General features: G+C 63.4%; 16 protein-coding genes and 1 pseudogene. 9 read left to right on the top strand and 8 right to left on the bottom strand.

What is annotated here, in order from left to right; translation table 11 throughout:
* Positions 1-15 precede the first annotated feature (15 nt).
* The 3 genes from O7A05_RS19935 to O7A05_RS19945 all read left to right on the top strand — a co-directional run bounded on the left by O7A05_RS19935 (position 16) and on the right by O7A05_RS19945 (position 3,584).
* A complete protein-coding gene (locus tag O7A05_RS19935; protein WP_337094692.1) occupies positions 16-690 on the top strand; it encodes a polyamine aminopropyltransferase in 675 nt (224 codons plus the stop codon).
* A gap of 88 nt (positions 691-778) precedes the next feature.
* On the top strand, positions 779-2,554 hold the full coding sequence (locus O7A05_RS19940) for a GtrA family protein (RefSeq protein ID WP_337094693.1): 1,776 nt from the start codon (positions 779-781) through the stop codon (positions 2,552-2,554).
* Between the two features lie 220 nt (positions 2,555-2,774).
* Positions 2,775-3,584: a hypothetical protein gene (locus O7A05_RS19945; RefSeq protein WP_337094694.1), complete on the top strand. Its 810-nt coding sequence runs from the start codon at positions 2,775-2,777 to the stop codon at positions 3,582-3,584.
* A 60-nt stretch (positions 3,585-3,644) separates the two neighbouring features.
* Here O7A05_RS19945 and O7A05_RS19950 read toward each other — a convergent pair whose 3' ends face one another.
* From O7A05_RS19950 to O7A05_RS19965, 4 genes are all read right to left on the bottom strand, one after another.
* Positions 3,645-4,661, bottom strand: a complete 1,017-nt coding sequence (locus O7A05_RS19950) for an esterase-like activity of phytase family protein (RefSeq protein WP_337094695.1) — start codon at positions 4,659-4,661, stop codon at positions 3,645-3,647.
* Complete coding sequence (gene cobT / locus O7A05_RS19955; protein WP_337094696.1) at positions 4,658-6,556, bottom strand: cobaltochelatase subunit CobT; 1,899 nt, start codon at positions 6,554-6,556, stop codon at positions 4,658-4,660. The genes O7A05_RS19950 and cobT overlap by 4 nt, the downstream gene beginning before the upstream one ends.
* Positions 6,557-6,611: 55 nt before the next feature.
* Positions 6,612-7,598, bottom strand: a complete 987-nt coding sequence (cobS, locus tag O7A05_RS19960) for a cobaltochelatase subunit CobS (protein WP_337094697.1) — start codon at positions 7,596-7,598, stop codon at positions 6,612-6,614.
* 123 nt (positions 7,599-7,721) lie between these two features.
* Entirely contained in the window at positions 7,722-8,345 is a 624-nt protein-coding gene (locus O7A05_RS19965; RefSeq protein WP_224510521.1) for a J domain-containing protein, read from the bottom strand.
* Between the two features lie 180 nt (positions 8,346-8,525).
* Here O7A05_RS19965 and O7A05_RS19970 point away from each other — a divergent pair, with 180 nt between their 5' ends.
* On the top strand, positions 8,526-8,828 hold the full coding sequence (locus O7A05_RS19970) for a BolA family protein (protein WP_337094698.1): 303 nt from the start codon (positions 8,526-8,528) through the stop codon (positions 8,826-8,828).
* Here the strand turns inward: O7A05_RS19970 and O7A05_RS34460 are convergent.
* A pseudogene (locus tag O7A05_RS34460) lies at positions 8,829-8,934 on the bottom strand (alpha/beta hydrolase); the annotation flags it as partial.
* 373 nt (positions 8,935-9,307) lie between these two features.
* Between O7A05_RS34460 and O7A05_RS19975 the strand changes: the two are divergent.
* Genes O7A05_RS19975 through O7A05_RS19985 form a run of 3 tightly spaced genes read left to right on the top strand, consistent with a single transcriptional unit; the run spans position 9,308 to position 14,163 of the window.
* Entirely contained in the window at positions 9,308-11,257 is a 1,950-nt protein-coding gene (locus tag O7A05_RS19975; RefSeq protein WP_337094699.1) for a PrkA family serine protein kinase, read from the top strand.
* A 19-nt stretch (positions 11,258-11,276) separates the two neighbouring features.
* A complete protein-coding gene (locus O7A05_RS19980; protein ID WP_337094700.1) occupies positions 11,277-12,587 on the top strand; it encodes a YeaH/YhbH family protein in 1,311 nt (436 codons plus the stop codon).
* A 28-nt stretch (positions 12,588-12,615) separates the two neighbouring features.
* Positions 12,616-14,163, top strand: a complete 1,548-nt coding sequence (locus O7A05_RS19985) for a SpoVR family protein (RefSeq protein ID WP_337094701.1) — start codon at positions 12,616-12,618, stop codon at positions 14,161-14,163.
* A 171-nt stretch (positions 14,164-14,334) separates the two neighbouring features.
* Here the strand turns inward: O7A05_RS19985 and O7A05_RS19990 are convergent, their stop codons facing one another.
* The 3 genes from O7A05_RS19990 to O7A05_RS20000 are packed head-to-tail and all read right to left on the bottom strand — an operon-like array spanning position 14,335 to position 16,987.
* On the bottom strand, positions 14,335-15,231 hold the full coding sequence (locus O7A05_RS19990; protein ID WP_337094702.1) for a transporter associated domain-containing protein: 897 nt from the start codon (positions 15,229-15,231) through the stop codon (positions 14,335-14,337).
* Entirely contained in the window at positions 15,228-16,373 is a 1,146-nt protein-coding gene (gene aroB / locus O7A05_RS19995; RefSeq protein ID WP_337094703.1) for a 3-dehydroquinate synthase, read from the bottom strand. The genes O7A05_RS19990 and aroB overlap by 4 nt, the downstream gene beginning before the upstream one ends.
* On the bottom strand, positions 16,370-16,987 hold the full coding sequence (locus O7A05_RS20000) for a shikimate kinase (protein ID WP_337094704.1): 618 nt from the start codon (positions 16,985-16,987) through the stop codon (positions 16,370-16,372). Before O7A05_RS20000 ends, aroB begins: the two co-directional genes overlap by 4 nt.
* Positions 16,988-17,177: 190 nt before the next feature.
* On the opposite strand from O7A05_RS20000, the gene O7A05_RS20005 reads away from it, so the two are divergent.
* Entirely contained in the window at positions 17,178-17,330 is a 153-nt protein-coding gene (locus tag O7A05_RS20005) for a hypothetical protein (RefSeq protein ID WP_042643428.1), read from the top strand.
* 10 nt (positions 17,331-17,340) lie between these two features.
* Positions 17,341-18,255, top strand: coding sequence for a site-specific tyrosine recombinase XerD (locus O7A05_RS20010; protein WP_337094705.1), 915 nt, complete (start codon positions 17,341-17,343; stop codon positions 18,253-18,255).
* The last annotated feature ends 47 nt before the right edge of the window (positions 18,256-18,302 follow it).

Genomic DNA, 18,302 nt, shown 5'->3' on the forward strand with positions numbered 1-18,302 from the left:
AAGTGGAATCAGGCCGTGATCCCCTGGGTTCAGCTTGATTCCGCCCGCACGCCCGACGGCGGTCAGGAGCTGCGCCTTAAACAGCGCGGCGCTGAATTTTCAATCATGCTTGGCACCAACGAGCTGATGAACAGCCGCCTCAGCGGCTCCGAGGAAGCGCTCGCCAGGCTTTCCTGCGAGCGGATCGCCGGCCGCAAGCGGCCAAGCATCCTCATCGGCGGGCTCGGCATGGGCTTCACCTTGCGCGCCGCTCTCGCCACGCTCGATGGCGACGCTGCTGTTACCGTTGCCGAACTCGTTCCCGCGGTCGTCGCCTGGGCGCGCGGCCCGATGTCGGAGATCTTCGACGGCTGCCTCGACGACCCTCGCGTCACCATTCGCGAGGCCGATGTCGGCCAGCTGATACGGGCGGAGAAAGCCGCCTGGGACGCCATCCTGCTCGACGTCGATAATGGTCCCGAAGGCATCGTCTACAAGGGCAATGACACGCTCTATGGCGCGGCCGGCCTGGCGGCCACGCGGGCCGCCTTGACGCCCGGCGGCGTCCTGGCGGTCTGGTCGCAGGGGCCGGACAGCGGCTTCACCCGGCGGCTGAAGCAGGCCGCCTTCGCGGTCGAGGAGATCAACACGCGGGCCAACGGCAAGCGCGGCGCCCGCCACGTCATCTGGGTTGCGGCCAACCAGGCCTGACGCTTTCAGCCACAGCCGCGGCGGCTTTACGCTTTGTTACGCCCGATGATGCAGGATCGCGGAAATTCTCTAGGGCATTGCGACCAGCATGACCGTGCAAGGCACCGGTTGGAAAAACGATCTCCTGCTTGCGTTATGCGCCACGCTGGTGGTGCTGGGGATCAACGCCGTTTCCGGCTTCCCCACCCTTGCGAATTATGGCGCCGACAATGACAGCATGCTGCGGCTGGTCGAGGTCCGCGACCTGCTCGGCGGCCAAAGCTGGTTCGATCTCCATCAATACAGGATGGGCACCTCGGGCGGCTTCGTCATGCATTGGTCGCGGCTTGTCGACACGCCGCTCGCGCTGATCATCATGGCCTTCGATGCGCTGGGCGCCAGCACGGGCGCTGCCGAACGCGCCGCGCAGATCATCTGGCCGATCCTCCTCTACGGGCTGACCATATTCGTGCTCATGCGCGCCTCGCAGCGCTTCGCCGCTGCGAATGTCGCGATGCCGGCAATCATCCTGTCGACGGCGGCGCTGTTCTTCCTGGTGATCTACAGCCCGGGGGTGATCGATCACCACAACGTCCAGCTGTTGCTGACCGCGGCCAGCCTCTGGCTCCTGATGGAAGCGCCCTCCTGGCGGCCCGCTGCCCTTCTGTCGGGCATTTGCGCCGGCCTGACGCTCGCGGTCGGCATGGAGACCGCTCCTTATGTGGCGGTGCTCGGCATCTGCGCTGCTGTCCTGTTCGTCCTCGACGACAAGGAGCGCGTCACGGCACGAGGCTTTGGCCTCGGATTTGCCGGCATCGCCTCCTTGGTTTTCGTGGCGACCATCCGGCCCGCCGACTGGGGCGTGGCCCAATGCGACGCCTTCTCGTCCTTCCAGTTCGCGGTAGCAGCGCTGTCCGGCTTCGGCCTCGCGATCGCGGCTGCATTGACCGCGTCGACAGCCCGGGCGCGGCTGGTTTCAATGCTGGCGCTTGCGGTCGGGGTCGCGGCCGCCGTGATGCTGTTCTTCCCGCAATGCGTGGCATCGCCCTATGCGGGCATGGATGAGCGCATCCGCACTTATTGGCTGGCCGACGTGATCGAAGCGCAGCCCTTCTGGAGCGTCGCCGTCCACCAGCCGAAGCTGATGGCGGCGCGCTATGTCACGCCCTTCATCGCGATTCTGCTGATCGGCTTTCAACTCCGGACCCGTCGCCTGCGCCGCGAGGAAACGCTCGCCGCCATCCTGCTGCTCGTTGCCTTCGTCGTCAGCCTTTGGCAGGTGCGCGGCTCGACCTTCTCCGTCGCCTTCGCCATATTGCCGCTCTCGGCCTGGATCGCGAAAATCCGTCTGCGGGCGGACGCAGCGCCGTCATGGCGCCTTTCCACCGGCCTCGTCATGGCGTGGCTGGTTTCGCTGAACGCGACCTGGACCGGGGTCGCGATAGCGGCGCAGTCTATGGTCCAGACGGCGCCGCAGCGGATCAATTCCGATCCCGACCATGCCGTGACCTGCGGCAAGCCGGCAGACTTTCGCGATCTCGCCGCCATGCCGGCGACGACGGTGCTTGCCTCGTCCAATCTCGGCTCGGGAATATTGGTGTTCACCGGCCACCGGACGCTGGCCGGCCCTTACCACCGCAATGTCGGCGGCAATTTGGCCATGCTCGACGCCTTCATGGGAGCCCCGGACGCCGCCCGCGCCGTCATCGAGCGCGAGCATGTTGGACTGATCGCGATCTGCCGCGGCAACACGGAAGAGATATCGCTGGGCCTGGACGCGCCGGATGGCCTTGCCGCGGCGTTGCTGCGGGGGAACCTGCCGACGTGGCTCGAACTGGACCAGTCGACGGCGGGAAAGCCGATCGAGATCTACAAGGTCCGTTGAATATCAGCCTGCGACGATATCAGCATCGTCGACCGTGCCCTCGCAACGTGCTTGCTTTGAGCTGATGCAACTTGACTTCGTGATTTAGAAAATCGCGATCGAAATCAGTCCCGTGGGTCGTTGCAATCCAGCCTGTGCTTTGGTTAGCATTTCGTCCGGGCGACTATATATGTATCCAAGGAATTTGGATTCGGGGTTTTAGCTTGGGGAGAGGATATCCATGTCGGCCATAGACGACGCGCTGGCGCCTGCATCAGCCACACAAACGCTGCAGCATGTTGTCTCCCACATGGTGGACGCCGTGAACCGCGCCGCCTTTGTGGAAAAGCCTTTCTGGCATCTGGAACTGACTGATGTTTTCCCGGCCGACCTTTATCGGCGCATGCGCGCCGCCATGCCGGAAGCGCGCGAATATCGTGCGCTCAAGGGGCGCAACAATGTGAATATCAAGGCTGACGGAACCGCGACGCGGATCAAGATCGACCTCTACCCCGAATATATCCGCCATCTGCCTGGCGAGAAACGGGCCGTCTGGGCCCTCGTCGGCAAGGCATTGCATGCGCCGGACCTGAAGGAAGCGTTCATGCGCCGCCTTGCCCCGGGCCTGGAGCGCCGGTTCGGCTCGGATTTCATGAAGGTCGGCATGTATCCGGTGCCGATGCTGACGCGCGATGTGGCGGGCTACAAGATCGGCTTTCATACCGACACGAAGTGGAAGGGCATCACGGTGCAGTTCTACCTGCCGGAGGACGACTCGATCAACCATATCGGCACCCGCTTCGCCGAGCGCATGCCGGACGGGCGTTTCGAGAATTCGCACCGGATGTCGTTTTCACCGAACACAGGCTACGCCTTTGCGGTCGGCACCGACACCTGGCACGCGGTCGACACCGTCGGACCGGAAGTCCGCACCCGCGACAGCATCCTTCATACTTATTTCGTCGACAACACCGCGACGCTCAAGATCCGCAACCGGAGCAAGCGCGCGGCCAATTTCGTGATGAACGAAGTCCGCCACGTCGGCCGGTAGAGCAATTCCGGGGAAAAGTGTGAACGGTTTTTCCGTGCGGCGGGGCGGCGTACGCCGTCCTCAGTCCTGGTGCAGGATGAATTCCAAATAGAGGTTCCTCTGCAGGATCGAATGGTTGTCGTCGGACACCAGCGACACCATCAGCGCGCCGTCGTCGCGCGTCCAGACGTCGAGCCCTTCCATATTGTCGATCTGGTAGCCCATGTCGGCCTCCATCAGCACCGGCCCGTCGGCGACCGCGCCCTTCGCGACGCTTTCGCCATAGATGCGCCGCAGCCGCATCTTCACCCCGCGGGCAATCGAGAAGCTGCGTTCCAGAAGCAGCAGATCGCCGTCCGGCAGGAAGGCGCCGTCGGTTATGTCGAAATCGCCGTCGCGCCTGACGGTAAAAACGCCCTTATGCGGTCCCTCGATGACGGCGGCGTAGACGTTGCCTGCCTTGTCGAGGCTCCTCTCCGAGACCACGACCAGGCCGCCCGCGTGCTGCCCATAAGGATTGGCGTGGGTGACGGTCTCAAAGCCGCGGTTCTGGCGCAGCTCCTCGGCGGGGACCTGATAATCGAGCTGCCTGACCGGGGCTTTCATATTGTCGGGATCGATCTTGAACTGGGCGACGCGCTGGTCGCGCTCGAAGCCGACGGTGGCGATGCCGTCCTCGACCGCGAGCCCCTCCGCGTCGACCTCCCACTTCCGGTCGATCGGCCGGCCCGAGGCGTCGACCATCTGCTGCATGCGGAAATTCGTCACACCCGACGGTCGCCTGCCGGCGTCATGCGTGATCGAGCCGAAGAACCAGAAACCGGTGTCGGCGACACCGATGAAATCGCCGCCCGGCTTCAGGAAGCGAAAGGCCGACAGCGCGCCGAAATCGCGCGCCGACGAGGTCATCTCCAGCCCGCCAACGAATTCGAGCGGCCCGAACCGCGTCTCGTTGTGGCCGATATGGAACTGACTGATCGGCCGCGCCGAGATCTCGACCGTCTCGACGGGAGTCCCCGCAGCGGCAATGGCCGGCGAGGCGCAGGCCAGCATGCAGGCGAAAAGCGTCCGCCGCGCACGCCCCCTTGAAAAGATCATCCGGCGCGCCGCACGCCGCCGCGCCTTGTGTCGCGCGCGCTTTCCTCGCCAAACAGCGAGGCGAGCTGCTCGGTCATGGCGCCGGCCAGTTCCTCGGCATCGACGATGGTGACGGCGCGGCGATAATAGCGCGTGACGTCGTGGCCGATACCGATCGCCAACAGCTCGACTGGCGAGCGCGTCTCGATTAGCTCGATGACCGCCCGCAAATGGCGTTCCAGGTAATTGCCCGGATTGACCGAGAGCGTGGAATCGTCGACCGGAGCGCCATCCGAGATCATCATCAGGATCTTGCGCTGCTCCGGCCGGCCGATCAGCCGGTTATGCGCCCAAAGCAGCGCCTCGCCGTCGATGTTTTCCTTGAGCAGGCCCTCGCGCATCATCAGCCCGAGATTGCGCCGCGCGCGCCGCCACGGATGGTCGGCGGATTTATAGATGATATGGCGCAGGTCGTTGAGCCGGCCGGGATTCGGCGGCTTGCCGTCCTTCAGCCATTTCTCGCGCGCCTGCCCGCCTTTCCAGGCGCGGGTGGTGAAGCCGAGGATTTCCACCGAAACGCCGCAGCGCTCCAGCGTGCGCGCCAGGATGTCGGCGCAGGTCGCGGCGACGGTGATCGGCCGGCCGCGCATCGAGCCCGAATTGTCGAGCACCAGCGACACCACCGTGTCGCGGAACTTGGTATCGCGCTCCTGCTTGAAGGACAGCGGCTGCATCGGGTCGATGACGACGCGGACCAGGCGCGCCGGATCGAGATAGCCTTCCTCGAGGTCGAAATCCCACGAGCGGTTCTGCTGCGCCATCAGCCGGCGCTGCAGCCGGTTGGCGAGCCGCCCGACGACGCCGGAGAGGTTGGCCAGCTGCTTGTCGAGGAAGGCGCGCAGGCGGTCTAGCTCCTCTTCCTCGCACAGATCCTCGGCGCCGACGGTCTCGTCGAAGGCGGTGGTGAAGACCTTGTAGTCGATCTCTTTCGGCAAATTGAGGAACGGGTTGTCGTTGCGCTTGGCCTCGCCCGGCGTCTCGGCGTCTGAGTCATCCTCGTCGGAGAGGTCGTCCGAGGTGGCGTCGGTCGCCTCGGTCTCGGCGGAGTCTTCCTCGTCGGCGGAGGCTTCGGCATCTTCCGACTGCGATTGCTCGGAGCCGGAATCCTCCTCGCCGCCTTCCTCGCTCTGTTCCTCGCCTTGCTGCTCGTTCTCTTCGTTTTCCTCGGAGTCGTCGGTTTCCTGGTCATCGCCGAGTTCCTCGGCCATTTCCATGGAAACCAGCATGTCGCGCACGACGCGGGCAAAGGCCTGCTGGTCCCCGAGCTTTGCCGACAGGCCGTCGAGATCGGCGCTGGCTTTCTCCTCGATCCAGGGACGCCAGAGGTCGACCAGCCGCTCGCCGCTCTTCGGCACGGGACGTCCGGTGAGCTTTTCACGCACCATCAGCGCGATTGCCTCTTCGAGCGGCGCGTCCGCCTTGTCCCTGACGTCGACGAGGTTCGCCTTGGTATATTTGTCCTCGAGCATCGAGCCGATATTGTCGGCCACGCCCTGCATGGCGCGGCTGCCGATCGCCTCGACGCGGGCCTGTTCGACGGCATCGAAGATAGAGCGCGCCAGCTTGCCCTCCGGCGCCAGCTTGTTGTGGATGCGCTGATCGTGGCAGGCGCGCTTCAGCGCCATGGAATCGCCCAGCCCGCGGGTGATCGCGATGTCGTTGCGGGAGGCCTTCTTCGGCAGCTCGGGCAGCCGGGCACGGTTGCCGGCGAGCGCCGGCCGGTCCTTGGCGAAGCCGACCTCGAGGTCCTTGTCGCCGGCGACGGCGCGCATGCACACGGTCACGGCGCGCTTGAAGCTGTCGGCTTCAGACCCGTTCTTCGGCTTGTTGCGCGTGTTGTCGCCCGGACCCGCCATTGATCATTCCCTGCGCGATTCATGCTGAAAGGCTGGAGGCCTTTCAGTTGCGCGCCTAGCCCAGCACCACGTTGGCGGCGCTCTCCGGCAGATCCTCACCGAAGGCGCGCTGGTAGAACTCAGCCACCACCGAACGCTCGAGCTCATCGCATTTGTTGAGGAAGGTCAGCCGGAACGCCATGCCGATATCGCCGAAGATCTCGGCGTTCTCGGCCCAGGTGATGACGGTACGCGGGCTCATCACGGTCGACAGGTCGCCATTGATGAAGGCCGAGCGCGTCATGTCGGCGACACGCACCATCTTGTTGACGATGTCCTTGCCCTTGTTGTCGCGGTAGTGCTTGGCCTTCGCCAGCACGATGTTCACTTCATTGTCGTGCGGCAGGTAGTTGAGCGTGGTAACGATCGACCAGCGGTCCATCTGCGCCTGGTTGATTTGTTGCGTGCCGTGATAGAGGCCGGTGGTGTCGCCGAGACCAACCGTGTTGGCGGTGGCGAACAGCCGGAAAGCTGGATGCGGGCGGATGACGCGGCTTTGGTCGAGCAGCGTGAGCCGCCCCGACGATTCCAGGACGCGCTGGATGACGAACATCACGTCAGGACGGCCGGCGTCATATTCGTCGAAGCAGAGCGCGACATTGTGCTGATAGGCCCAGGGCAGGATGCCGTCGCGGAATTCGGTGATCTGCAGGCCTTCCTTGACGACGATGGCGTCCTTGCCGACGAGATCGATACGGCTGACATGACTATCGAGGTTGACGCGCACGCAGGGCCAGTTGAGCCGCGCCGCCACCTGCTCGATATGCGTCGACTTGCCGGTGCCGTGATAGCCCGACACCATGACCCGGCGGTTGTAGGCAAAGCCGGCGAGGATCGCCAGCGTTGTCGCGCGGTCAAAGAGGTAGTCGGGATCGATATCCGGCACATGCTCGGTCGCCGCCGAATAGGCGGGAACGATCATCTTGGACTCGAAACCGAATTTCTCCTTCACCGACACCGTCGTGTCGGGCAGGTTGGCGATGTCGCGATCGACCTTGTTCATCTCTATCAACGTCTCCACGGGCGAAACGCCGCGTTTCGCCGGCAATCGATTTTGTCCGGGGGCGGTCTTAGAGCCTTTTCCAACCTTATGAAAGTTGGAAAACGACACGAACCGTAGGGCCGCTCAGCACAATCCTGCCTGCTTGAGCACGCGATAGGCCTGGAGTACATCGCGTAACCGGTCTTCCGAACCTCTGTCGCCGCCATTCGCATCCGGGTGGTGGCGCTTTACCAGTTCCTTATAACGCGCCTTGATGTCCTGGCCAGTCGCCTTTGTGTCAAGGCCAAGCGTTTCCAGCGCCTTGGCCTCAAGTGGCTTTGCCTTGCGCTCGCGCGGCTCGCGCGCGCCTGAGCCGAACAGGTTGAACGGATCGCGCATGCGGTTGTAGTAGCCGGCGCGGCCCGAGCGCTGCTGCGCGAAATCCGGCGCCGAGCGCGTCCCGCCGCCATTGGCGCCCATGCGCCATGTCGGCCTGTGGCCGGTCAGCGCCTCCTTCTGGAAGCGCGCGATCTCGCTGTCCGACACGCCGGAGAAGTAGTTGAAGCCCTTGTTGTATTCGCGCACATGCTCGAAGCAGAAGCGGAAATACTCGCCCTCCTTGAGGCGCCCGACAGGCGCGCGATGCGTGCCGGCCTCGTTGCAGCCGTCCCACTGGCAGATCGGCGCGCGCGACTTCAGCTCCGCGTCCTTTTCCGGCCGGATTCGAATTTTCTCGAAATATTTGGGATACGCTTTCATCTCACCCATTTATGGGCTGTTCGCACCTGCGAAACAAGAATTGACATTTCGCCGATGATCGCCCTAACCGCTGAATCGCGGCTTAAAAGCGGTCGAAATTCAAGATTCTGCGGCTGTGCCGCAGGTAAGTTGCGGCCATGCCGTCAACAAGTTGCGGCTATGGCCGTCAAGTGGGGAAGGGAAGCCCGGATGTCCATACAGTCGACGATGGAAAACAAGCTGAAAGCGGCATTTTCGCCCGAACGGCTCGCCGTCATCAACGAAAGTCACCTTCATGCCGGCCATCATCACGTCGAGCACGGCCACGAGGCCAACTTCGACGGCACCGGCGAGACGCATTTCCGCGTCCGCGTCGTCTCGGCCGCCTTTGCCGGCATGAGCCGCGTCGACCGTCACCGCGCCGTCAACGAACTGCTCGCCGATGAATTGAAAGCCGGCGTGCATGCGCTGGCGATCGAGCCGGCGGCACCGGGCGAGAAGACGCGCTGGTAGTCAGCCGACCGTCGCCTTGAGAAACGCCAACGCGGCCGCGGTCAAGGCGTCGCCGTCCTGACCGAAATCGCGATTGATCGGCGCTGCCGTCGAACAGCGTGACCTGGCCCGGACGCCCGGCGGCTGACGCGCCCGCCGGCAACAGCGCCGCCAGGGATGCCGCGATGAAGCTGCGTCGATCGATCACCATCGTCATCTCCGGCCAGATTGCGGCGGCAGCGCGCGGAAGCGCGCCGCGCACCTCGATTAAGCATCAATAACGATAACTTGTGGGGTGCAAACCAAATCCGGCCCTTGAAGCTCCGCCGGCAATCACCACGTATTTTCTAGGGCGAGCCTTTCGGCCGCATCGGGCATCTAAACGGGTCAATGCCAGATTGCATGCGCTATCCTTCACATGAAGGGAACAAACAGCGCTTTCCGGCAGTTGATGCAGCGATGAGCCGATTGGCAGCCCATCGGCTCCGAGGCAAAGCACCATGCGCGAGAACCAATCAGACGTCTTCGATCTGTTTTCGGAGATTTATTCCAACGCGGCCCAGGAAGAGATCAGCCTACAGCAATACCTACTGGCCTGCCGCGAAGACAAATCCATGTATGCGTCGGCGCCCGAACGCATGGTTGAGGCCATCGGTGAGCCGAACCTGGTCGACACCAGCAAGGACGAGCGGCTCGGTCGCATTTTCTCCAACCGCACCATCAAGATCTATCCCTCCTTCTCCGACTTCTACGGGATGGAGGATACGATCGAGCGCATCGCCGGATATTTCCGCTACGCCTCGCAAGGCCTCGAGGAGCGCAAGCAGATCCTCTATCTCCTCGGTCCGGTCGGCGGCGGCAAATCCTCGCTCGCCGAACGGCTGAAGAAGCTGATGGAAGAGCGGCCGATCTACACGCTCAAGGTCGGCAACCAGATCAGCCCGATCTTCGAGTCGCCGCTTGGCCTTTTCCATCCCGATCGCATGGGCGACCTGCTGGAAGATAAATACGGCATCGCCCGCCGCCGCCTGAACGGACTGATCTCGCCCTGGGCGGCCAAGCGCCTCGACGAGCTGTCGGGCGACATCTCGAAATTCAGCGTCGTCAAGCTGATGCCGTCGCGGCTGCGCCAGATCGCCATCGCCAAGACCGAGCCCGGTGACGAGAACAATCAAGACGTCTCGGCCCTGGTCGGCAAGGTCGACATCAGACAGTTGGAGCACTTCAGCCAGTCCGACCCGGACGCCTACTCCTACAGCGGCGGCCTCAACCGGACGACGCAGGGGCTGCTGGAATTCGTCGAGATGTTCAAGGCACCCATCAAGGTTCTTCACCCCTTGCTGACGGCAACCCAGGAAGGCAGCTACAACGGCACCGAGAATTTCGGCGCCTTCCCATATCAGGGCATCGTCGTCGCCCACTCCAACGAGTCGGAATGGCAGCAGTTCAAGAACAACAAGAACAATGAAGCCTTCCTCGACCGCATCCTCGTGGTCAAGGTTCCCTATTGCCTGCGCATCACCGAGGAACGGCAGATCTACGAAAAGCTGCTGCGCGAAAGCGAGTTGGCAAACAGCCCCTGCGCGCCGGAGGTGCTGGACATTCTCAGCCGCTTCACCGTCTCGACCCGCCTTGCCGAACATGAGAACTCGCCGCTCTACACCAAGATGCGCGCCTATGACGGCGAGAACCTCAAGGAAATCGACCCGAAGGCGAAGTCCGTCCAGGAATATCGCGACGCCGCCGGCGTTGACGAAGGCATGACCGGGGTCAGCACCCGCTTCGCCTTCAAGATCCTGTCGCAGACCTTCAACTACGACACCAAGGAGGTCGCCGCCGACCCGGTGCACCTAATGTACATTCTCGAGGAGGCGATCAAGCGCGAGCAATTCCCGAAGGAAACGGAGGCCGCCTATCTCGAATTCATCAAGTCGGAGCTCGCGACGCGCTATGCCGAGTTCATCGGCCACGAGATCCAGAAGGCCTATCTGGAATCCTACAGCGAGTACGGTCAGAACCTGTTCGACCGCTACATCGCCTATGCCGACGCCTGGATCGAGGATCAGGATTACAAGGACCCCGACACCGGCCAGATCCTCAACCGCGAGGTCCTCGACAAGGAATTGTCGCAGGTCGAAAAGCCCGCCGGCATCGCCAATCCAAAGGACTTCCGCAACGAAGTGGTCAAATTCACCTTGCGCGCCCGGGCGCGCAACCATGGTCGCAATCCATCCTGGACGAGCTATGAAAAGCTTCGCGAAGTCATCGAGAAGCGCATGTTCGGCCAGGTCGAGGACCTGTTGCCGGTGATCAGCTTCGGCTCCAAGCAGGACAGCGTAACGGAGAAGCGACACAACGAATTCGTGCAGCGAATGGTGGAGCGCGGCTACACTCAGCGGCAGGTGCGACGGCTGGTCGACTGGTACATGCGCGTGAACAAGGCGGGCTGAACAAAGCCGGGACGGTTCCATGCCGATCTTCATCGACCGCCGCCTCAACCCGAAGGACAAGAGCCTGGGCAATCGCCAGCGCTTCCTCAGGCGCGCGCGCGAAGATCTCAAGCGCAGCGTCCGCGACCACGTCCGGACAGGCCGCATCGCCGACGTCGACCGCGAGCACGCCGTGCCAATGCCTCGCAAGGGTATCAACGAACCGACCTTCGGCAACGACAAGGAAACCGGCCGGCGCCAGCACATCCTGCCCGGCAACCGGACGTTCAGCCCCGGCGATCTTATCGCCAAGCCGGGCGGCGGCGGAGGCTACGGATCGGCCCCCGGGACCACGGCATCCGAAGACGACTTTCGCTTCGTGCTGTCGCGCGAGGAAGTGCTCGATCTTTTTTTCGAAGACCTCGAACTGCCGGATCTGGTCAAGCTCAATCTCAAGCAGATACTGAGCTTCAAGCCGAGACGGGCGGGCTTCAGCGCAAGCGGAGCGCCGACCAACATCAATGTCGGACGCACGATGCGCAACAGCCATGGGCGGCGCATCGCGCTGAGACGCCCCAAACAGGCGGAGCTCGACGCGATTAACCAGCAGATTGCCGAGTTGGAAGCGAAGCCGGCCAGCGCGGCGGTAAGCGAACGCATCGCCGCTCTGCGCGAGGCGTTTGAGCGGCTGGAGCGGCGGCGCAGGCGCATTGCCTATGTCGATCCGGTCGATATCCGCTTCAATCGCTTCGATCCCCAGCCGGTGCCGAATGCGAGCGCGGTGATGTTCTGCCTGATGGACGTCTCCGGCTCGATGGGAGAGCGCGAGAAGGATCTGGCCAAACGCTTCTTCGTGCTGCTGCATCTCTTCCTGACGCGCCGTTACGAACGCACCGAGGTCGTCTTCATCCGCCACACCCACGAAGCCAAGGAGGTGGACGAGCATACATTCTTCTACCACACCGAAAGCGGCGGCACGGTCGTCTCCACCGCGCTCGAGGAAATGCACCGCATCATCGAAGAACGCTATCCGGTCGCCGAATGGAACATCTACGCCGCTCAGGCTTCCGACGGCGACAATTTCGCCACCGATTCCGAGCGCTGCATCGAACTGCTCGACCGCAAGCTCATGCGGCTTTGCCAGTATTTCGCCTATGTGGAGATCATCGACGAGCGGGAAAGCCATATTTTCGGCTCGACCGAGAACGGAACGTCCCTCTGGCGGGCCTACAACGCCGTCGACGGGAAGTGGCCGAACTTCCAGATGAGGCGCATCGCTGCGCCGGCCGACATTTACCCGGTCTTCCGAGAGCTCTTCGCCAGGCAACCTGATCTGCGCAAGAGCGCTTGAGGACTGAGGGTCGAAGGGACATAGGCCGATGGTCAGCCAGGCGCGCAAATCCGAACTGCTGTTTTCCGGGTCGGACTGGAATTTTGCGAAACTGTCGCGAGTCTATGACGAGATCGAAGCGCTGGGCCTCGAAGAGCTTCGACTCGACATCTATCCGGTGCAGATGGAGGTCATCTCTTCCGAGCAGATGCTCGACGCCTATTCTTCGGTCGGCATGCCGCTGATGTACCGGCATTGGTCGTTCGGCAAGCGTTTCCTCTACGACGAGCTTCTCTACCGCAAAGGCGCGCGCGGTCTGGCCTATGAGCTGGTCATCAACTCCAACCCCTGTATCGTCTACCTCATGGAAGAAAACACCATGGCCCTGCAGGCCCTGGTGACCGCCCATGCCGCGCTTGGGCACAACCATTTCTTCAAGAACAATCATCTCTTCCGGCAATGGACCGACGCCGGCGGCATTTTGAGCTATCTCGATTTTGCCAAGAGCTACATAGCCCGATGCGAGGAACGGCATGGCCTCGCGGCCGTGGAAGCGATCCTGGATTCAGCCCACGCGCTGATGGAGCAGGGTGTGTTTCGCTATCACCGGCCGCCGAGACTGTCGTCCGAGCAGCAGCGCGAAGGGCTTCGCGAGCGCCTGGAATACGAGGAGCGTTCCTTCAACGATCTCTGGCGAACGCTGCCGCCTCCCCAAGAGAGCGGCGAGACCAAACCAGGCATTGACGACGACGCGGCCGAGCGGAAGAAATCGCTCCATCTGCCGGAGGAAAACCTGCTCTACTTTCTCGAGAAGAACAGCCTCGTCCTCGAGCCTTGGCAGCGCGAGATCGTCAGGATCGTACGGGTCATCGCGCAATATTTTTACCCGCAGCGGCAAACCCAGGTGATGAACGAAGGCTGCGCCACCTTCGTCCATTACACGCTCATGAACACGCTTTTCGACCGTGGCCGTATCAGCGAAGGCGCTATGCTCGAGATCTTGCGCAACCACTCGAATGTGGTCTTTCAGCCGGCCTATGACGACCCGCGCTTTTCCGGCATCAATCCCTATGCGCTGGGTCTCGACATGATGCAGGACATCCAGCGGATCTCGACCGCGCCGACCGCCGAGGACCGCGACTGGTTTCCCGACATCGCCGGCCGCGGCGACTGGCGCGACACCCTGCTCGACGCCTGGGCCAACCACCGCGACGAATCCTTCATCCGCCAGTATCTGAGCCCGGCGCTGATCCGCAAATGGCGGCTCTTCGTGTTGGCCGACGGCGCTGACGAGCCGCATTACGAAGTCGCCTCGATCCACAATGAGCGTGGCTATGCCAAGATACGCTCGGCGTTGGCGCAAAGCTACGACATCGGGGCAAGTCGCCCCGACATCCAGGTGGTCGACGTCGACCTCCTGGGCGACCGGCACCTGCGGCTTCAGCACACGGTAAAGGACGGCGTGATGCTCGAAGGTGAAAACCGCGATGCGACCCTGCGCCATGTCCGCAACCTCTGGGGCTACGACGTCAGCCTGGCCGCAATCGACGGCGGAACCGGCGCAATGCTTTCCGAGCGCTGGACCAAGGAACTCTAAGATCGCAGGGTGTCGTTAGATCACGATGACGTTTCGTTGAATCGCCATCCTGATCCAACTCTTTGTTGGAGCATGATCTTCGCCGAAAACCGGTCCCACTTTTTGCATTCGCTGACCTTCGGTTCGGGATCATGCTCTAGCAGGCCGGCATCACCTGATTATCAACGACACCTAGCCTTCGCTGGCCGGACGTATCCTCAACCTCGCAATGCGGTTCTTGTCGCGTTTCATGACAACGAAGCGCTTGCCGTGGAACGTAAAAGCCTGCTTCTCCTCAGGAATCGACTGCGTCTCGTGGATGACGAGACCGGCGATCGTCGTTGCCTCCTCGTCGGGCAGGTCCCAGTCGAGCGCGCGGTTCAAGTCGCGGATCGGCACCGTCCCGTCGACAACGACCGAGCCGTCGGCCTCCTTTTTCACGCCCTGCATGTCGATGTCGTGCTCGTCGGCGATCTCGCCGACGATCTCCTCGATGATGTCTTCCAGCGTCACCAGTCCTTCGACCTCGCCATATTCGTCGACGACGATGGCGAAATGCGCCTTGCGCCGCAGGAAGGCGTTGAGCTGTTCCTGCAAGGTGGTGGTGTCCGGCACGAACCACGGCTTCGCCGCGATCTTCATCACGTCGATCCGGGAAAAGTCGTTGCCGACCTCGTTCAGGGCTCTCAGCAGATCCTTCGCGTGCAGGACGCCGACGATGTTGTCGAGCGAACCCTTCCACAGCGGCATCCGGGTGTGCGGGCTCTGCAGGATTTCGCGCACCACCGCCTCGGGCGCATTGTCGGCATTGACCGAGCGCATATTGGTGCGGTGGACCATGATATCAGACACTTCGAGTTCATCGAGGTCGAAGAGGCCTTCGAGCCGATTGCGCTGCTCACCGGCAGCCGAGCCGTCGTGGCGGGCATCGTCGCCGTCTTCGTCCTTGCCGTTACGCTCGGGCCGCGGCGGCGGGTCGATCGGCCGCAGCGCGTAGCCGAAAGCGGCAAGCAACCGGGCGCGGAACAGAAGCGCCGAAAGCAGGATGACGGCAAGGACAGCGGCGACGATCCAGCCGGCGCCGTTCATCCGGGACGGCTCATCTTGAGCCGTTCGGGATGGCTCAATTTGAGGAAGGAGAGCACTTCCGAGGGCGGCACGTCCTTGGCGATAAAAGCCTCGCCGATGCCGCGCGTCAGGATGAAGGTCAGCGCGCCGCGCGAGACCTTCTTGTCCTGGACAATGAAGCCAAGCAGCGTCTCGGCATCCGGCAGGTCGCCCGGAATATCGGCCATCCGCCAGGGCAGGCCGACGGCGCGCAGATGCGCTTCGACGCGCTCCGCGTCGTCCGGGCTCGCCAGGTTGAGCCGCGCCGAAAAACGATGCGCCAGCGCCATGCCGATGGCGACGCCCTCGCCATGGACGAGGCGCGCGCCGTCATATTGCGTGGCGGCTTCCAGCGCGTGGCCGAATGTGTGGCCGAGATTGAGCAGCGCGCGGTCGCCGGTCTCGAACTCGTCGCGGGCAACGACATCGGCCTTGGCGCGGCAGGCCTCGGCGATCGCATCGACCCGCGCCCGACCGCCTGCGAACACGTCCCGCCAGTTCTGTTCCAGCCACGCGAAGAAGGCCGGGCGATCGATCAGCCCGTATTTGGCGAGCTCGGCATAGCCGGCGCGGAACTCGCGGATCGGCAGCGTGTCGAGCACTTGGGTATCGGCGAGCACCAGCCTGGGCTGGTGGAAGACGCCGACGAGGTTCTTGCCGCGCGCGCTGTTGATGCCGGTCTTGCCGCCGACGGAGGAATCGACCTGCGCCAGCAACGAGGTCGGGATCTGCACGAAATTCATGCCGCGCCGCACGATGCCGGACGCAAAGCCGGCAAGGTCGCCGATGACGCCGCCGCCGAGCGCGATCACCACGTCGCGGCGTTCAAGCTTTGCCGCGAGCACGCCGTCGACCACCTCCTCGAGATGGGCGAAACTCTTGGTCTTTTCGCCCGCCGGCAGCGTGATGACGGCGGACTGGATGCCGCCTTTCTGCAGCCCCGCCTTGAGCGCGTCGAGATGCGCGGCGGCGACGTTCTCGTCGGTGACGATGGCCGCGCGGGTGCCGGGAAGGCGGCGCGCGATCTCTTCGCCGGAGATCGCGAGCAGCCCCGAGCCAATGAGGATGTCATAGGCGCGGTCGCCGAGCCCGAGCTCGACCTTCACCGGCTCGGCATGGCTCACGGCTGCACCTCGTCAGTTGGAGCGCCCGTCGCGATGGCGGCGACGCCGAGTTGGGCGCAGAGCGCCGCGACGACTTCGCTGGCGATGATCTCCTTACGGTCGTCGCGAGTGGGCACGGTCAGGTCGGCGTTGGCATAGACCGGATAGCGCTCGCCCATCAGCCGCTCCAGCACACCGCGCGGATCGGGATTCTTGAGCAGCGGCCGGTTCTGCTTCTTGGAGACGCGTTCCATCAACAGGTCCAGATCGGCCTTCAGCCAGACCGATACGCCATGCGCGGAAATCGCCTCGCGCGTCTGCGCGTTCATGAAGGCGCCGCCGCCGGTCGACAGCACTTGCGGGCCGTTCTCCAGCAGGCGCAGGATCACGCGCTGCTCCAGCGCCCGGAATTCCGGCTCGCCATAGCGCTCGAACAGCTCCGGCACCGTCATGCGCGAGACGCTTTCGATCTCCTGGTCGCTATCCATGAAGGGCAGCGAAAGCATCGTCGCCACCTTGCGGCCGATCGCCGTCTTGCCGGCCCCCATCAGCCCGACGAAGACGATCGAACGGCTGCCGAGCGCTTCGATCAGCGCGGCGCAGCCTTCGTCCGTTGGATTTGGCAGAGCGTTCATCGGGGCCTCTTTGCGCCGTATCGACATCAAAAGCCTGTTTGCGTCAAGCGCAGGCGGACGAACGGTTTCAAAGCTTTTTCCGGCAAAACCTCTGTCAACCGAAATCCTTCGTCCTTGAATTGCCTGGATTGGCGCCCCATAAGGGCACAGGGCTTTGGAAACGCAGAACAGTAAGACGGGCGAAATTTGAATGCCGACTTTGTTTCGCTTCGTCGTGACGCTGGCGGTTCTTGCAGGCATTGCCTATGGCGCGATGTTCGCCTTGGCGATGTTCGTGGAGCCGAAAAAGGCCGAAATGAGCATTCGAATTCCTGCTGAGAAGCTCAATCCCAAGAAGAATTGATCCCGGCCCGATGAACAGCGCCGCCCGCATCGAAGCCTTCCTTGAAATGATGAGCGCCGAGCGGGGCGCGGCGGAAAACACGCTTTCGTCCTACCGCCGCGATCTGGAGGATGCTTCCGAGGCGATCAAAGGCGGGCTTGCCGGCGCGGGGCCGGCCGAGATCCGCGCCTATCTCGACGACATCGCCGCGCGGGGCTTCGCGCCGACCTCGCAGGCGCGCAAATTGTCGGCGATCCGCCAGTTCTTCAAATTCCTCTATGCCGAAGGTCTGCGCGGCGACGACCCGACCGGCACGCTGGACAGCCCGCGCAAGGGCCGGCCGCTGCCGAAGACGATGAGCGAGGCCGAAACCGGGCGCCTGCTCGACCGCGCGGCGCAGGAGGCGGCCGAAACCGAACCGGGGGGCGACAGGTTGGCCGCGTTGCGCCTGCACGCGCTGGTCGAGGTGCTTTACGCCACCGGCCTGCGCGTATCGGAACTGGTCGGGCTACCGGTCACTGTGGCGCTGCGCGACGACCGCTTCTTCATGGTGCGCGGCAAGGGCGACAAGGAACGCATGGTGCCGCTGTCGGCCAAGGCGCGCGCCGCCATGCGCGCCTGGCTTGCCGCGAGAGCCGAGCGGCCGGCCTTTGCCGAGAGCCCCTTCCTGTTTCCGGCCTCCTCCGATAGCGGCCATCTCTCCCGGCAGGTTTTCGCCCGCGATCTCAAGGGTTTGGCCGCGCGGTCCGGCATAGCGTCGGCGAAGATCTCGCCGCATGTGCTTCGCCATGCTTTTGCCAGCCATCTCCTGCAGAACGGCGCCGATCTTAGAGCCGTTCAGCAACTCCTAGGCCATGCCGACATCTCGACCACGCAGATCTACACCCATGTGCTGGAGGAGCGGCTGGTGCGGCTGGTCAACGATCATCACCCGCTTGCCGACTAGGCCTCATATCGCTATGTGAGGGCGACGTTCCACCGCCCGGAGCCGGC

Origin of the sequence: Mesorhizobium argentiipisi (SeqCode), from assembly GCF_037179585.1 — a bacterium.
Lineage (GTDB): Bacteria > Pseudomonadota > Alphaproteobacteria > Rhizobiales > Rhizobiaceae > Mesorhizobium > Mesorhizobium argentiipisi.

Bases quoted from the DNA above. Each gene is read 5' to 3' on its own strand.
- O7A05_RS19940 (WP_337094693.1), top strand. From the start codon at position 779: ATGACCGTGCAAGGCACCGGTTGGAAAAACGATCTCCTGCTTGCGTTA.
- O7A05_RS19945 (WP_337094694.1), top strand. From the start codon at position 2,775: ATGTCGGCCATAGACGACGCGCTGGCGCCTGCATCAGCCACACAAACG.
- O7A05_RS19950 (WP_337094695.1), bottom strand. From the start codon at position 4,661: ATGATCTTTTCAAGGGGGCGTGCGCGGCGGACGCTTTTCGCCTGCATG.
- cobT (WP_337094696.1), bottom strand. From the start codon at position 6,556: ATGGCGGGTCCGGGCGACAACACGCGCAACAAGCCGAAGAACGGGTCT.
- cobS (WP_337094697.1), bottom strand. From the start codon at position 7,598: ATGAACAAGGTCGATCGCGACATCGCCAACCTGCCCGACACGACGGTG.
- O7A05_RS19965 (WP_224510521.1), bottom strand. From the start codon at position 8,345: ATGGGTGAGATGAAAGCGTATCCCAAATATTTCGAGAAAATTCGAATC.
- O7A05_RS19970 (WP_337094698.1), top strand. From the start codon at position 8,526: ATGTCCATACAGTCGACGATGGAAAACAAGCTGAAAGCGGCATTTTCG.
- O7A05_RS19975 (WP_337094699.1), top strand. From the start codon at position 9,308: ATGCGCGAGAACCAATCAGACGTCTTCGATCTGTTTTCGGAGATTTAT.
- O7A05_RS19980 (WP_337094700.1), top strand. From the start codon at position 11,277: ATGCCGATCTTCATCGACCGCCGCCTCAACCCGAAGGACAAGAGCCTG.
- O7A05_RS19985 (WP_337094701.1), top strand. From the start codon at position 12,616: ATGGTCAGCCAGGCGCGCAAATCCGAACTGCTGTTTTCCGGGTCGGAC.
- O7A05_RS19990 (WP_337094702.1), bottom strand. From the start codon at position 15,231: ATGAACGGCGCCGGCTGGATCGTCGCCGCTGTCCTTGCCGTCATCCTG.
- O7A05_RS20000 (WP_337094704.1), bottom strand. From the start codon at position 16,987: ATGAACGCTCTGCCAAATCCAACGGACGAAGGCTGCGCCGCGCTGATC.
- O7A05_RS20005 (WP_042643428.1), top strand. From the start codon at position 17,178: ATGCCGACTTTGTTTCGCTTCGTCGTGACGCTGGCGGTTCTTGCAGGC.
- O7A05_RS20010 (WP_337094705.1), top strand. From the start codon at position 17,341: ATGAACAGCGCCGCCCGCATCGAAGCCTTCCTTGAAATGATGAGCGCC.